Raw genomic sequence first — 13,729 nt, forward strand, 5'->3', positions numbered from 1 at the left:
GTTTCTTCTCTGTTTATTGAAGGGTCTTCTGTACCATGCAGACGACGTAAGCGGGCAATAATAACATCACTACCCGCGAATGTGGTCATTAATTGCTGTCGCTTGTCACCGAATGTAACGTATTCAGCGCAAGAGACAGGCTCACAATTCCGTCTTCTAGCTGGATATCTACGGCAAAGCCAAGTTTTCTGGCAAGGCTTATCATGCCGCGGTTATTTGGCATGGTGATGCCATTTAAGCGCTGTAATCCGTGTCCATGCGTATAGGCGATAAGCTTTTCAAGGAGCTGTCGCCCCAGACCTAAACCTTTCAGATCCGAGCGTACCAGTACGGCAAACTCGGCATCAATGTTATCAGGATCGGAAATCGCTCTGGTCACGCCAAGGATCTCGCTTCCTTGCTCCGTAGCGCGTACCGCAACAAAGGCCATTTCACGATCGTAGTCGATCTGGGTCATATTGGCTAAGTCGTCATGGGTGAATTCGTTGATCTCGCTGAAGTAGCGGTAATAGAGATCTTCTTTGGTGACCTGTTCGATAAAAGCCAATAGCAGAGGTTCATCCTCAGGCAGGATCGGCCGGAACAGGCAGCGTTCACCGTTTTTCATCACCACCCATTCTTCTAACTGTTGCGGATAGGGTCTGACTGCCAGCCGGCTTTCGCTGTCGCCGCTAAATGGCGCCAGGCTGAGGGTGACGTCGAGGGCGGTAAACTCGTTGCCGGAAGCAAGCAAGGGGTGAATATCCAACCGCTGGATCTCGGGGCAATCGACGATCAGATTAGAGACCTGCACCAGCAACTGGCTAAGACCGGGAATATCTAACGGGCGTAGCGCGCTGCGTCCGCGGATTTTTTTGCTCTTAATGGCCTGGATCACCAGATAACGAGCCAGGTTCATATTCAGCGGCGGCAGGGCGACCGCGGCCTGATTTTCCGCTCGCCACTCGACACCGCCTTCGCCAAGCATGATCAACGGGCCAAAAAGCGGGTCATGCTCGACGACGACCCGAAGTTCCTGCGCCCCGGCGCGGTTGGCCATGCTTTGGACTAGCAGGCCATGAATACGCGCCTGCGGCCAGGCCATTTTTACCCTGTCGATAATCGCGTCCGCCGCCTGCTGGACTTCAGCAGGGGTTCGTAAATAGAGCATAACGCCCTGAACTTCAGATTTATGTGGAATATCCGGCGAACGTAACTTCAACGCCACCGGGTAGCCAATCTGCTCGGCGATATGTACCGCTTCGGCGCTGTCGGCGGCAATCCAGGTGGGCAGAGTATGGATGCCGTAGGCGCGCAGCACCGGGCTGACTTCATGGGTGTCCAGTGAGGTCGCGCCTTCGCTCAGCGCGCGCTGCAATAGCGTGTGGGCCTCGGCGGTATTGGCGGTCAACGTATCGGACAATACCGGCGTTTCCCGTAGCTGTTTCTGGTTGCGACGGTATTCCACCATATGCATAAAGGCGGTAATGGTACCCTCAGGCGTGCGATAGGTTGGAATGCCGGCTTCGCTAAATAACCGTCGCGCCTCCTGGGAGGAGAACTCTCCGCACCAGTTCGTCAGCACCGTAACGTATTTCCCGCGCGGATGACGCTTAAGGGCATCAATCAACGCCAGCGCGCTTTCGGTACCCGGCGCCGCGGCGCTGGGGGAGTGGATCACCAGCAGCGCATCATAATCCTGGCTATCCAGCAACACATTCAGCGCCTTGAGATAATGCTCGCTGCTGGCGTCATCGCGCAGATCCAGAGGATTAGCAACCTCGACGCCTGTCGGTAACGTCTGTTTGAGCTGGTTGCTGGTTGCCTCGCTAAGCGTGGCGAGCTTACCGTTACGCAGCCACAGTTCGTCCAACGCCAGCGCCGCCGGCGCCGCGCCATTACTGATGATCATCAGTTTTTCGCCGCGCAATGGGCGCATATGGCTCAGGGTTTCAACGGCGGAAAAGAGCTCGTGGGTGTCCTGCACGCGCAGTAGCCCCGCCCGCTGAATAGCGGCGTCCCAGGCGGGATCCATTCCTGAGTTTACATGCAGCAATTTCTGCGCCGCCGGGCTGCGGCCGCTTTTGATGACCAGAATGGGTTTATTACGCGAGGCGCTACGGGCGGCGGAGACAAAACGCCGCGCATCGCTGAGATGCTCCAGATAGAGCAGAATGGCGCTGGTCTTGCTATCACGGGCGAGAAAATCGAGCAGGTCGTCGACGTCGATATCAAGACTATCGCCCAGCGCAATAAAGTACGAGAAGCCCATTTCACGCTGCTGCGCCCAGTCCAGAATGGTGTTGGAGACGGCGGCGGATTGCGAGATAAACGCCAGTTTGCCGCGCTGGATAGGCACCGGCGAAAAGCTGGCGTTGAGGCCCTGCCACGGCGCCAGGAGCCCCAGGCTGTTGGGGCCGAGTAGACGCATTTGATAACGGGCGGCGCATTCGAGCAGCGCCGGGTACTGATCCGGCTGTGAAGAGAGGATAATGCAGGTTTTACACCCTTTTCGCCCTAAGGCCTCGAGCAACTCGAGATTGCGCCGGGCATTAGTACAGAGCACCGCCAGATCCGGAGTAAAAGGCAGGCTGTCGATAGTCGGCCACGCCAGTACGCCAAGCACCGCTTTCCAGGCGGGCGTCACCGGCAGAACCGGGCCATTAAAACCGCCGGCCAACAGATTGCGCATCATTAAATAGCCAGCGCGCTGCGGTTTCATCGATGCGCCAATGACGGCGATCGATTTTGGCCGCAGCAGTGCTTCCAGGCCTCGTTGGCTCATACCGGTCTCCTTTAATCCCCAGTGACCGAATGATTTTAAACGCTTTCAGCCTGTTGTGCTGTGATACTGCCCTTATGCTGCGTTTTTCCCGCCAGATAGCGGCTTCTGAACAGGCTAAAGTGATCGCCAAGCGCGGCCGCCGCCTGTGCGTCGCCGGCTAAATCCAGCAGAGCAATGGCGACTTCCGCTGTACAGTACTGGCCGTCGGCGTGGGCCTCGCGCAGGTGATAGGCGGAGATGCGCGACAGGTCGACTGAGATTACCGGCAGCGCATCGAGATACGGACTTTTGCGAAACATTTTCCGTGCTTCCGTCCAGGTGCCGTCGAGCATAATGAACAGCGGCGGCTTACCTTCCGGCGGGGCGCTCAGTACCTGACGATCCGCTCCGGCATAAGAGGCCGGAAAGACGACCATGGGCTGATAATCAGGGTTGGCGACCAGATCGAGCAACGCCTGCGGCGGCTCGGTACGCGACCACTGAAACGCTTCGGTATTGGGCAGAATATCGGCGATAAGACGTCCGGTATTGCTGGGCTTCATCGGCTCGGTGTCGAACATTACCAGGCAAAAGCGGCTGTCGGCGGGCACTGGCGCCAGCGTTGCGCACAGACACTGTTTTAGGGGGAGCAGGCAGCGCTGACAGCGGCGGATGCGGTTGCCGCGAGCAAGAAAAGGCCGGGTTGCGCGCGCGAGGCGTTCGGCGCGCAGGCGAAGGACAGCGTTATCAATCATGGGAGTCGCTAATGAAAAACGCTATTGTCGCAGAGGAGAAAACGGGGCACAAGCGGTGCCCCGGCGGCTTTACTGTTGGTTGGCTTCGTTCAACCAGCTATCGAACGGCGCTTTGGGGACGGCGCCATTCAGCATGTCGACCATTTCACCATTTTTGAACATCATAATGGTTGGAATGCTACGGATGCGGAAGCGAGCGCTCAGTTCGCGTTCGGCTTCGGTGTTCACTTTCACAAAACGCATTTCGCCGCTGCGCTCTTCAGCCACATCTTCAAAGATCGGCGCGAAGCTACGGCATGGACCGCACCACGGGGCCCAGAAATCAATCACGACTGGCAGATCGTCCTTTAATAGTTTATCCAGCGTTGCCCCGGTCGCGTTGATGACATCGCCGTCAAAGAGATCGTGGCCGCAGCGTCCGCACTTGGCGCCATCGGCGCTACGGTCTTCGGGGATGCGGTTAAGAGCCTGACAACTGGCACAAACGGTATTCATAACTAACCTCTGGTTATGGGGTTGCAGCGCGGCACGTGGCCGATTTGTTTCTGTAATGTTACATATTATCGATTAGGCGCGAATAAAGGACAATGTCTTTTGTTCGATGGTTACAATAGACCAAGGCTTTTAAATGAAATAATGGCTAAGTGAAGATACATCGGGTAATCTTCGCGCTTCGCGCAGCGCAGGTGGAGAAAATAGATGAGCGACGAACTGAAAAATAAAAGCGGCAAGGTCAAAGTGATGTATGTCCGCAGTGATGATGATTCTGACAAACGTACCCATAACCCGCGTACCGGGAAAGGGGGAGGGCGTCCAGGAAAATCACGTGTTGACGGCCGCAGCCGCCCTGCGCGCGATGAACGTAACAGCCGCGGCGACGATCGCAAACGCGACGATCGCAAGCGTAATGATTTTAATCGCGATGATGCGTCCCCGTGGCGCACCGTTTCCCGCGCTCCGGGCGATGAGACGCCGGTAAAAGAAGATCACGGCGGCATTAGCGGTAAGAGCTTTATCGATCCGGAAGTGCTGCGTCGTCAGCGCGCGGAAGAGACCCGCGTCTACGGCGAGAACGCCTGTCAGGCGCTGTTCCAGAGCCGTCCGGAAGCCATCGTACGCGCCTGGTTTATCCAGAGCGTTACCCCGCGCTTTAAAGAGGCGCTGCGCTGGATGGCAGCCAACCGTAAGGCCTACCACGTAGTGGACGAAGCCGAGCTGGCGAAAGCGTCTGGTACCGAACACCACGGCGGCGTCTGCTTCCTGATCAAAAAACGTCATGGTACTTCCGTGGCCCAGTGGGTGGCGAAAGCAGAAGCCGAAGATTGCGTACTGGCGCTGGAAGATGTTGGCAACCCGCACAACCTCGGCGCGATTATGCGTAGCTGCGCGCACTTTGGCGTGAAAGGCGTGGTAGTACAGGATGCCGGCGTGCTGGAGTCTGGCGCGGCGATCCGCACTGCAGAAGGCGGCGCGGAACATGTTGAGCCGATCACCGGCGACAGCTTTATCGATACCCTGACGCAGTTCCGTCAGGCTGGCTACGCCATCGTCTCGACCTCCAGCCATAACGGTACGCCGCTGTTTAAGGCCGAGCTGCCGAAAAAAATGGTGCTGGTATTAGGCCAGGAGCGTGACGGTCTGTCCGATGCGGCGATCTCCAGCTCTGACCTCAACGTCGCCATCGACGGCACCGGCAATGTCGAAAGTCTTAACGTCTCCGTGGCGACCGGCGTGCTGCTGGCGGAATGGTGGCGTCAGAATAAGGCCTGATAACGGTCTCTGAATGCAAAAAGCCAGCTGATGCTGGCTTTTTTATTGTCGTCGCTCACTCGCTTTCAGCGGGCAGCACCGGCATCCAGTCAATGGGCGCCTCGCCGCGTTCTGCCAGCCACTGGTTGGTTTGCACAAAGTGATTGCAGCCGAAGAAACCGCGGTGCGCCGACAGCGGTGACGGGTGCGGCGCCTTCAGGACGCAATGGCGCTGGCGATCGATAATGGCGCCTTTCTTCTGCGCGTGCGCACCCCACAGCAGAAATACCACTCCTTCACAATGCTGGTTAATCAGCGCTATCACTTTATCGGTAAAGGTTTCCCAGCCGAGACTGGCGTGTGAATGCGCCTGACCGGCGCGCACCGTTAACACGGTATTAAGCAGGAGCACGCCCTGGCGCGCCCAGCTTTCCAGATAACCATGCGCCGGGCGCTGAAAGCCGGGGATGGTGCCTTCCAGCTCTTTATACATGTTCAGCAGCGACGGCGGTATCTGTACTCCCGGTAAAACAGAAAAGGCCAGACCGTGCGCCTGTCCCGGGCCGTGATAGGGATCCTGACCTAAGATGACCACTTTGACCTCGCTCAGTTCGGTATAGCGAAAGGCGTTAAAGACATCTTTCTGCGGCGGATAGATAGTCATGCCGGACTGACGCTCTTCGGCGACGGTCTTGAGGGTGTTGAGAAAATAGGGCTGCTGCTTCTCTTCCGCCAGCACGTCGTGCCAGGTTAATGGGGTGGTCATCTCGCTCTCCTGCAAAGTGTCATGCCCATAGCTTAACTGCTTCTTTCTGCATAACAAAATCGCGACGTCATTCCTGACTGGTTGTACATAAAAAAAATTGAAAATTTACAAAATTTTTTATGGCACCTACTGGCGTAACTTGATGTAAAACAATACTATCCTCATATACCCACTTTGAGTGAGTGGTTTTTGTTGATTTAAATCAATGAATGCCGGGTGTGTGGCTGATATATATACACTCATACAACAATGGTTTTACCAATTGGCCGCAAAGAGGCCAAAATCGAATAAACACTGCCTGGGAGGCATCAAATGATTACTGGTATCCAAATTACTAAAGCGGCAAACGACGACCTGCTGAACTCTTTCTGGCTGCTGGATAGCGAAAAAGGCGAAGCGCGCTGCCTGTGCGCCAAAGGTGGTTTTGCGGAAGATGACGTGGTTGCGGTGAGCAAACTGGGTGAAATCGAATACCGTGAAATCCCGGTAGACGTGAAACCGGAAGTCCGTGTGGAAGGCGGTCAGCACCTGAACGTGAACGTGCTGCGTCGCGAAACCCTGCTGGATGCCGTTGAGCACCCGGAAAAATACCCGCAGCTGACCATTCGTGTTTCCGGCTACGCGGTACGTTTTAACTCTCTGACTCCGGAACAGCAGCGCGACGTTATCGCTCGTACCTTTACCGAAAGCCTGTAAGGCTAAAGCCAGATGTGAAAACGCCGGGATATCCCGGCGTTTTTTTTACTCTTCGTTGGACGTTGACGGCGTCCCGGCAGCGCTTGGCTTACGGCGCTTACCGATGTTTTTTGTATCGCGGTGGCGTTTCTTCACCCGCGGCTTCTCTTTTTCTTTCTCTTTTTTCTCGGCGCGTTTCGCCAGCACTTTCTTCGATGGCTTACCGGTTAACTTCTCGCTCGGCGCGCGGGTTTTCGGTCGCAATTCATCAATCACGCGAGCTTTCAGCGGTTCTTCAACGTAGCGGCCGATTTTGCCCAGCAGCAGATGATCGTGCGCTTCAACCAGCGAAATAGCGGTGCCTTTCTTACCAGCACGGCCGGTACGGCCAATACGGTGCAGATAGATATCGGCGGTGCGCGGCATATCGAAGTTAAACACGTGGCTGACATCCGGAATATCAATACCGCGCGCGGCGACGTCGGTGGCAATCAGCACGTTCACGCGACCATCGGTCAGGCGTTTAATCGCTTCGTTACGTTTGATCTGCACCATTTCGCCTTCCAGCCAGCAGGTGGTGATGCCTGCTTCGTGCAGCTTGGCCGCCAGTTCATGAACGCGCTCGCGTTTACGCACGAACACGATAGAGCGGGTTGCTTCCGGCTGCTTCAGCAGATTAACCAGCAGCGCGGTTTTATGCTCGATATCATCGGCGCGATAGTACCACTGGTGAATTTTTTTACGTTCGCGGGTCGACGGATTTGCAGAAACTTCAACCGGCTCTTCCAGCAGGCGTTCGGCAAAGTCTTTAATTGCATCGCCTTCCAGCGTGGCGGAAAACAGCATGGTCTGCTTGCGCCAGCGGGTTTCACCGGCGATGGTTTCGATATCCTGGGCAAAGCCCATGTCCAGCATGCGGTCCGCTTCATCAAGGATCAGCGTTTCTACCGCGCGGCAGTCGAAGTTCTCTTCTTTAATATACTGCAGCAGGCGACCGGTGGTGGCGACCACGATATCCTGGTTTTCGCTGAACACTTCCGCGTGGTTCATGTACGCAACGCCGCCGGTAATGGTGGCAATATCCAGATGGGTATGCTTCGCCAGTTCGCGGGCGTGATCGGCAACCTGCATCGCCAGCTCGCGGGTCGGCGTCAGGATAAGGATCCGCGGCGGCCCCGATTTCTTACGCGGGAAATCAAGCAGATGCTGCAACGCTGGCAGCAAATATGCCGCAGTTTTACCGGTGCCTGTCGGCGCAGAACCGAGAATATCACGGCCATCAAGCGCAGGCGGAATAGCGGCGGCCTGAATGGCTGTCGGGCGTGTGAAACCTTTATCCTGGAGCGCTTCCAGTAGGTTTTCGTCGAGTTCAAGTTCGGAAAAAGTCGTTACAGTCATGTTCTACCTCTGAGTGGGCCGCCGATTATAGACGTTACTGACGTAATGTTCATCTGTTTGTAAGGCTATCTGTTCTCCGGTATTGTGCATAGCCTTAAGCACAGCCGTTTTCGCCAGCAAGGTTTTTGAGGATGTCTCAGTCGAAGTTTGCGCTGCCGCGCAATGGTTTTACCTTTAAACAATTTTTCGTCGCCCACGATCGCTGCGCCATGAAAGTCGGTACCGACGGTATTCTGCTGGGCGCCTGGGCGCCGATTGCTCAGGTGAAGCACGTGCTGGATATCGGCGCCGGTAGCGGTTTACTGGCATTAATGTTAGCCCAGCGTACCGCGGAGTCGGTACAACTGGATGCGGTGGAGTTGGATGAAGAGGCCGCGGCGCAGGCGCGGGATAACGTGGCGGCCAGCAGCTGGTCTGGACGCATCGCGGTATTTCAGGCGCCGATTCAGCAGTGGCAGCCGCAGCCGCCGCGGCGCTATGAGCTCATTGTCAGCAATCCGCCGTTTTTTGCCGAAGGCGTCCCTTGCGCGACGTCGCAGCGCGAACAGGCGCGTTACACCACCTCGCTCGATCATACGACGCTGCTCGCCTGCGCCGCGGATCTGATTACCGAGGAGGGCTTTTTCTGCGTAGTGCTGCCGGTGGATATTGGTAATGCGTTTGTCGAACGGGCAAAAGCGATGGGATGGCATTTGCGCTTACGCACCGACGTGGCGGAAACAGAAATGCGTCCGCCGCATCGCGTCCTGCTGGCATTCTCTCCCAGCGCCGGCGAGTGTTTCAGCGATCGGCTGGTGGTTCGTGGGCCAGAGCAGCAGTACTCTGAAGGCTTTACCGCGCTGACCCGCGACTTCTATCTTTTTATGTGAGTGAGCGGCGAGAGGATTGACGGGCCGCTCTCGGCCAGCGTGTCCGGGTAGTCGAGCGTATAGTGCAGGCCGCGGCTCTCTTTACGCTGCATGGCGCAACGCACGATAAGCTCGGCCACCTGCACCAGATTGCGCAGTTCCAGTAAATTATTGGAGACGCGAAAACGCGCGTAATACTCATCCAGCTCCTGCTGCAGCATAGTAATGCGCCGCAGGGCCCTTTCCAGCCGGCGGGTGGTACGCACGATTCCGACATAATCCCACATCAGCAGGCGCAGTTCGTGCCAGTTATGTTGAATCACCACCAGTTCATCCGGGATCTCAACCTGGCTTTCATCCCACGGCGGCAGCTGTTCCGCCGCTTGCGCCAGCGGCAGGCGTTTCGCAATATCCTCGGCGGCCGACCAGCCGTACACCAGACACTCCAGTAATGAGTTCGAGGCCATGCGGTTGGCGCCGTGCAGCCCGGTGTAGCTCACCTCGCCGATGGCGTACAGGCCGTCAACGTCGGTACGTCCGTTATCATCCACCATCACGCCGCCGCAGGTGTAGTGGGCGGCAGGCACGATCGGTACCGGCTCTTTGGTTAAATCGATGCCAAGGCCGAGTAGCTTTTCATAAATCATCGGGAAATGCTGGCGAATAAACACTTCGGGCTTATGGCTAATATCCAGATACATGCAGTCGACGCCGAGGCGTTTCATCTCATGGTCGATGGCGCGGGCGACGATATCGCGCGGAGCCAGTTCGCCACGCTCGTCGAAGTCCGGCATAAAGCGGCTACCGTCGGGCCGTTTTAGCAGCGCGCCTTCACCGCGCAGGGCTTCCGTTAAGAGGAAGTTTCGCGCCTGTGGATGAAACAGCGCGGTAGGGTGGAACTGGTTAAATTCGAGATTGGCCACACGGCACCCCGCGCGCCAGGCCATGGCGATGCCGTCGCCGGAGGAGACATCAGGGTTGGTGGTGTATTGATAGACTTTCGCGGCGCCGCCGGTCGCCAGCACCACGGCTTTTGCGCTGCAGGTTTCTACCTTTTCCTTATTACGATTCCAGATCCATGCGCCGACGACCCGCCGGGTACCCGGCAGACCAATCTTATCGGAGATAATCAGGTCAACCGCGTTGCTACGCTCCAGAATGGTGATATTCGGATGCGCCAGCGCTTTGCCGACCAGCGTCGTCTCAACCTCTTTACCGGTGGCATCGGCGGCATGCAGGATCCGCCGATGGCTATGGCCGCCTTCACGCGTCAGATGGTAGCTCTCTTCACCGTTTGCCTGAATCTGGGTATCAAACAGTACCCCTTGATCGATAAGCCACTGTACGCAGGGTTTGGCGTTGCTGGCGACAAAGGAGACGGCATGGCGGTCACAAAGACCGGCCCCGGCGATGAGCGTATCTTCGACGTGGGATTCAATGCTATCGGTTTCATCGAAAACGGCGGCAATCCCACCCTGGGCGTAGAACGTCGAGCCTTCGCTAACCGGCCCTTTGCTTAGTACGGTTACCGCGTGGCGTTCAGCCAGGCGCAGCGCCAGAGACAATCCGGCAGCGCCGCTGCCGATAATCAACACATCACAGGAAAAGTCAGGAGTCGTCTTCATAGCTTCTGTTTAATTTACTAAACACAATGGCGTCACCATAGCACCTGATGGGGCCAAATCGTACAATTATTTTCGTGAATAGTTGTGCGGGCTAAACAAAGCTGGCGGAAAAGAAAATATGTAAACGAAAGAAAATATTTGCGAAGCAGGCCGTTACCTTCAGATTTTATAGTGAAAAATAAGTTGGGTTACGTTACCCTTCAGGCGGGCCTTGCGCTTTTTCTTCATTAGCTTACCTGGCGTTGAACAACGGGACTTATAATGAGAGATAACAATCAGTCCACCGTTGTCAGACAAAAATCAAAAGCGTAACGGAACTTTATTGTGTTCAGACACTCCAAACGACTGCTTGCTCATAATGCAGTGCTTGGGTGGTGTTCTGAATACGCATGGGAATTGGGTTTGGGGAGACATTACCTCGGATGAGCGAGCAGTTAACGGATCAGGTCCTTGTTGAACGGGTCCAGAAAGGAGATCAGAAAGCCTTTAACCTACTGGTAGTACGCTATCAGCACAAGGTGGCAAGCCTGGTCTCCCGCTATGTACCGCCGGGCGATATCGCTGACGTTGTTCAGGAATCGTTCGTGAAGGCGTGGCGTGCGCTGGATTCTTTCCGGGGGGATAGCGCTTTTTATACCTGGTTGTATCGTATCGCCGTAAACACGGCAAAGAATTATCTGGTTGCTCAGGGACGCCGTCCGCCATCAAGCGATGTAGACGCCAACGAGGCGGAAAATTTCGAAAGCGGCGGGGCATTGAAAGAAATTTCGAACCCTGAGAACTTAATGTTGTCAGAAGAGCTGAGACAAATAGTTTTTCGTACCATTGAATCGCTCCCGGAAGATTTACGCATGGCAATTACGTTACGGGAGCTGGATGGCCTGAGCTATGAAGAAATAGCCGCCATCATGGATTGTCCGGTTGGCACGGTACGTTCGCGTATCTTCCGGGCACGTGAAGCTATTGATAATAAAGTTCAACCGCTAATCAGGCGTTGACGATAGCGGAATACTGGAAAAGGGTATCAGGCATGCAGAAAGAAAAACTTTCGGCCTTAATGGATGGTGAAACGCTGGATAACGAGCTGCTCAATGAGCTGAGTCGTTCTTCTGAAATGCAAAAAACCTGGGAGAGCTACCATCTCATCCGCGACACGCTGCGAGGCGATACCGCCGAGATGCTCCAATTCGATATCTCAGCTCGCGTAATGGCCGCCATCGAGAACGAACCTGCTCGTCAGGTTGCGCCGCTTATTCCTGAATCTCAACCCGCTCCACACCAGTGGCGTCAGATGCCTTTCTGGCAGAAAGTGCGCCCGTGGGCCAGCTCGCTTACCCAAATGGGCGTGGCAGCGTGCGTGTCTCTGGCGGTGATCGTCGGTGTTCAACAATACAATGGGCACTCCGATGCTTCCCAGCAGCCGGAAGCGCCAGTCTTCAACACCATGCCGATGATGGGCAAAGCCAGCCCGGTTAGCCTGGGCGTTCCGGCCGATGCCTCCGCCGGTAGCGGTCAGCAGGCGCAGGTTCAGGAGCAACGTCGTCGTATTAATGCTATGCTGCAGGACTATGAATTGCAGCGTCGCCTGCACGCTGAGCAGCTTCAGTTTGGCCAGGCCCAGACTCAGCAAGCCGCTGTTCAGGTGCCGGGTTATCAAACTTTAGGAACGCAATCGCAGTAATGAAGCAACTTTGGTGTGCCATGTCGCTCATGGCAGGCAGCCTGTTCTTCTCCACCAACGCCTCGGCTGATACATCGTCCGGGGCGTTGTTGCAGCAGATGAACCTGGCCAGCCAGTCCCTCAATTACGAGCTGTCTTTTGTCAGTATCAACAAACAGGGCGTTGAGTCGCTGCGCTATCGTCACGTGCGGTTGAACAACCAGCCCCTTGCTCAGTTGCTGCAGCTCGACGGTCCGCGTCGGGAAGTGGTGCTGCGCGGTACTGAAATCAGCTATTTTGAACCCGGTCTCGATCCCTTCACCCTGAACGGCGACTATATCGTCGATTCCTTGCCGTCTCTGGTGTACACCGATTTCAAAAAGCTGGCCTCGTATTATGATTTCATCTCCGTTGGCCGGACGCGTATCGCCGATCGCCTGTGCGATGTAGTGCGCGTGGTGGCCCGCGACGGCACGCGCTACAGCTACATTGCGTGGCTGGATGCCGAGACCAAGCTGCCGCTGCGCGTCGACTTGCTCGACCGCGACGGTGAAACCCTGGAGCAGTTTCGGGTGGTCTCATTCAATATCGGTGATAACGTAAGCTCGAGTATGGAAGCGCTGTCGAAAGCCAGCCTGCCGCCGCAGCTGTCGGTTCCGGAAAGCGGCAATAAAGCCAACTTTAACTGGGCGCCAACCTGGCTGCCGCAGGGCGTGACGGAAGTTTCCAGCAGCCAGCGTCGTTTACCGACCTTCGACGGTCCGGTCGAGTCTCGTCTCTATTCCGACGGTCTGTTTAGCTTCTCCGTTAACGTTAATCGCGCGACGGCTAACAGCAGCGATCAGCTGCTGCGCACCGGTCGCCGTACCGTCAGCACTTCGGTACGCGATAACGCCGAAATCTCGGTGGTTGGCGAATTACCGCCGCAAACGGCAAAACGTATCTCAGACAGCATTAAGTTCAGGGCCGCGCAATGATCAAAGAGTGGGCGACTGTCGTCTCCTGGCACAACGGCGTGGCGCAGGTTCACTGCGATGTTAAAGCCTCTTGCAGCAGCTGCGCCTCGCGCGCTGGCTGCGGTAGCCGGGTGCTCAATAAACTGGGGCCGCAAACCAGCCATACCATAAGCGTTCCCTGCGACCAGCCGCTGACGGCCGGGCAAAAAGTGGAACTGGGCATTGCTGAAAGCAGCCTGCTGGGTTCGGCGCTGCTGGTATACATGGCGCCGCTGTTCGGGCTGTTTGTGATGGCGTCGATTTTCCAGGTGCTGTTTGCCAGCGACATTGCTTCGCTGTGCGGCGCGTTGCTTGGCGGCGTCGGCGGGTTCCTGGTGGCGCGCGGGCTGTCGCCAAAGCTGGCTGCTCGCCAGTCGTGGCAGCCGGTGATTTTAAGCGTCGGTTTACCACCGGATCTGCTGCGCGTTGATACGCCTTCCTCTGAAATGGGGCAGTGATTTCACTGTCCCTCATCTTTATTTACGCTTCCTGATACAACGCCACAATTCTGCCGT

General features: G+C 56.2%; 14 protein-coding genes. 8 read left to right on the forward strand and 6 right to left on the reverse strand.

Annotated features, from left to right (window positions below; genetic code table 11):
* Positions 1-88: 88 nt before the first annotated feature.
* The 3 genes from KGA69_RS12490 to trxC all read right to left on the reverse strand — a co-directional run bounded on the left by KGA69_RS12490 (position 89) and on the right by trxC (position 3,993).
* A complete protein-coding gene (locus KGA69_RS12490) occupies positions 89-2,764 on the reverse strand; it encodes a bifunctional acetate--CoA ligase family protein/GNAT family N-acetyltransferase (protein WP_063447722.1) in 2,676 nt (891 codons plus the stop codon).
* Positions 2,765-2,799: 35 nt separating this feature from the next.
* Positions 2,800-3,498 (reverse strand): tRNA-uridine aminocarboxypropyltransferase, encoded by a 699-nt coding sequence (gene tapT / locus KGA69_RS12495; protein WP_047043367.1) that lies wholly within the window; start codon positions 3,496-3,498, stop codon positions 2,800-2,802.
* 69 nt (positions 3,499-3,567) lie between these two features.
* Positions 3,568-3,993, reverse strand: coding sequence for a thioredoxin TrxC (trxC, locus tag KGA69_RS12500; protein ID WP_015370277.1), 426 nt, complete (start codon positions 3,991-3,993; stop codon positions 3,568-3,570).
* Positions 3,994-4,197: 204 nt separating this feature from the next.
* Here trxC and KGA69_RS12505 point away from each other — a divergent pair, with 204 nt between their 5' ends.
* Positions 4,198-5,268, forward strand: a complete 1,071-nt coding sequence (locus KGA69_RS12505) for a tRNA/rRNA methyltransferase (RefSeq protein WP_015703188.1) — start codon at positions 4,198-4,200, stop codon at positions 5,266-5,268.
* Between the two features lie 55 nt (positions 5,269-5,323).
* Here KGA69_RS12505 and ung read toward each other — a convergent pair whose 3' ends face one another.
* Entirely contained in the window at positions 5,324-6,013 is a 690-nt protein-coding gene (gene ung, locus KGA69_RS12510; protein WP_047043370.1) for a uracil-DNA glycosylase, read from the reverse strand.
* Between the two features lie 312 nt (positions 6,014-6,325).
* Here ung and grcA point away from each other — a divergent pair, with 312 nt between their 5' ends.
* Positions 6,326-6,709: an autonomous glycyl radical cofactor GrcA gene (gene grcA / locus KGA69_RS12515; protein ID WP_002914084.1), complete on the forward strand. Its 384-nt coding sequence runs from the start codon at positions 6,326-6,328 to the stop codon at positions 6,707-6,709.
* Positions 6,710-6,754: 45 nt separating this feature from the next.
* Here grcA and srmB read toward each other — a convergent pair whose 3' ends face one another.
* On the reverse strand, positions 6,755-8,086 hold the full coding sequence (srmB, locus tag KGA69_RS12520; RefSeq protein ID WP_045392789.1) for an ATP-dependent RNA helicase SrmB: 1,332 nt from the start codon (positions 8,084-8,086) through the stop codon (positions 6,755-6,757).
* Between the two features lie 131 nt (positions 8,087-8,217).
* On the opposite strand from srmB, the gene trmN reads away from it, so the two are divergent.
* Entirely contained in the window at positions 8,218-8,955 is a 738-nt protein-coding gene (gene trmN / locus KGA69_RS12525) for a tRNA(1)(Val) (adenine(37)-N(6))-methyltransferase TrmN (protein WP_049061051.1), read from the forward strand.
* Here trmN and nadB read toward each other — a convergent pair.
* A complete protein-coding gene (gene nadB / locus KGA69_RS12530; protein WP_213292353.1) occupies positions 8,940-10,559 on the reverse strand; it encodes an L-aspartate oxidase in 1,620 nt (539 codons plus the stop codon). The two genes, trmN and nadB, sit on opposite strands and share 16 nt — an antisense overlap.
* Positions 10,560-10,922: 363 nt before the next feature.
* Here nadB and rseD point away from each other — a divergent pair, with 363 nt between their 5' ends.
* Genes rseD through rseC form a run of 5 tightly spaced genes read left to right on the forward strand, consistent with a single transcriptional unit; the run spans position 10,923 to position 13,672 of the window.
* Positions 10,923-10,985 carry a rpoE leader peptide RseD gene (rseD, locus tag KGA69_RS24325; protein ID WP_350425049.1) on the forward strand — a complete coding sequence of 21 codons (63 nt, stop codon included), beginning with the start codon at positions 10,923-10,925 and terminating at the stop codon, positions 10,983-10,985.
* Positions 10,982-11,557, forward strand: a complete 576-nt coding sequence (gene rpoE / locus KGA69_RS12540) for an RNA polymerase sigma factor RpoE (RefSeq protein WP_002914074.1) — start codon at positions 10,982-10,984, stop codon at positions 11,555-11,557. Before rseD ends, rpoE begins: the two co-directional genes overlap by 4 nt.
* Positions 11,558-11,589: 32 nt before the next feature.
* Positions 11,590-12,240 (forward strand): anti-sigma-E factor RseA, encoded by a 651-nt coding sequence (rseA, locus tag KGA69_RS12545; protein WP_015370285.1) that lies wholly within the window; start codon positions 11,590-11,592, stop codon positions 12,238-12,240.
* Positions 12,240-13,196, forward strand: coding sequence for a sigma-E factor regulatory protein RseB (rseB, locus tag KGA69_RS12550; RefSeq protein ID WP_045392783.1), 957 nt, complete (start codon positions 12,240-12,242; stop codon positions 13,194-13,196). The genes rseA and rseB overlap by 1 nt, the downstream gene beginning before the upstream one ends.
* A complete protein-coding gene (gene rseC / locus KGA69_RS12555; RefSeq protein ID WP_045392781.1) occupies positions 13,193-13,672 on the forward strand; it encodes a SoxR-reducing system protein RseC in 480 nt (159 codons plus the stop codon). Before rseB ends, rseC begins: the two co-directional genes overlap by 4 nt.
* Positions 13,673-13,729: the final 57 nt, after the last annotated feature.

Origin of the sequence: Klebsiella sp. A52, assembly GCF_018388785.1 — a bacterium.
Classification (GTDB): domain Bacteria; phylum Pseudomonadota; class Gammaproteobacteria; order Enterobacterales; family Enterobacteriaceae; genus Klebsiella; species Klebsiella aerogenes.

Bases quoted from the DNA above. Each gene is read 5' to 3' on its own strand.
- KGA69_RS12490 (WP_063447722.1), bottom strand. From the start codon at position 2,764: ATGAGCCAACGAGGCCTGGAAGCACTGCTGCGGCCAAAATCGATCGCC.
- trxC (WP_015370277.1), bottom strand. From the start codon at position 3,993: ATGAATACCGTTTGTGCCAGTTGTCAGGCTCTTAACCGCATCCCCGAA.
- tapT (WP_047043367.1), bottom strand. From the start codon at position 3,498: ATGATTGATAACGCTGTCCTTCGCCTGCGCGCCGAACGCCTCGCGCGC.
- rpoE (WP_002914074.1), top strand. From the start codon at position 10,982: ATGAGCGAGCAGTTAACGGATCAGGTCCTTGTTGAACGGGTCCAGAAA.
- rseB (WP_045392783.1), top strand. From the start codon at position 12,240: ATGAAGCAACTTTGGTGTGCCATGTCGCTCATGGCAGGCAGCCTGTTC.
- srmB (WP_045392789.1), bottom strand. From the start codon at position 8,086: ATGACTGTAACGACTTTTTCCGAACTTGAACTCGACGAAAACCTACTG.
- trmN (WP_049061051.1), top strand. From the start codon at position 8,218: ATGTCTCAGTCGAAGTTTGCGCTGCCGCGCAATGGTTTTACCTTTAAA.
- ung (WP_047043370.1), bottom strand. From the start codon at position 6,013: ATGACCACCCCATTAACCTGGCACGACGTGCTGGCGGAAGAGAAGCAG.
- grcA (WP_002914084.1), top strand. From the start codon at position 6,326: ATGATTACTGGTATCCAAATTACTAAAGCGGCAAACGACGACCTGCTG.
- rseA (WP_015370285.1), top strand. From the start codon at position 11,590: ATGCAGAAAGAAAAACTTTCGGCCTTAATGGATGGTGAAACGCTGGAT.
- KGA69_RS12505 (WP_015703188.1), top strand. From the start codon at position 4,198: ATGAGCGACGAACTGAAAAATAAAAGCGGCAAGGTCAAAGTGATGTAT.
- rseC (WP_045392781.1), top strand. From the start codon at position 13,193: ATGATCAAAGAGTGGGCGACTGTCGTCTCCTGGCACAACGGCGTGGCG.
- nadB (WP_213292353.1), bottom strand. From the start codon at position 10,559: ATGAAGACGACTCCTGACTTTTCCTGTGATGTGTTGATTATCGGCAGC.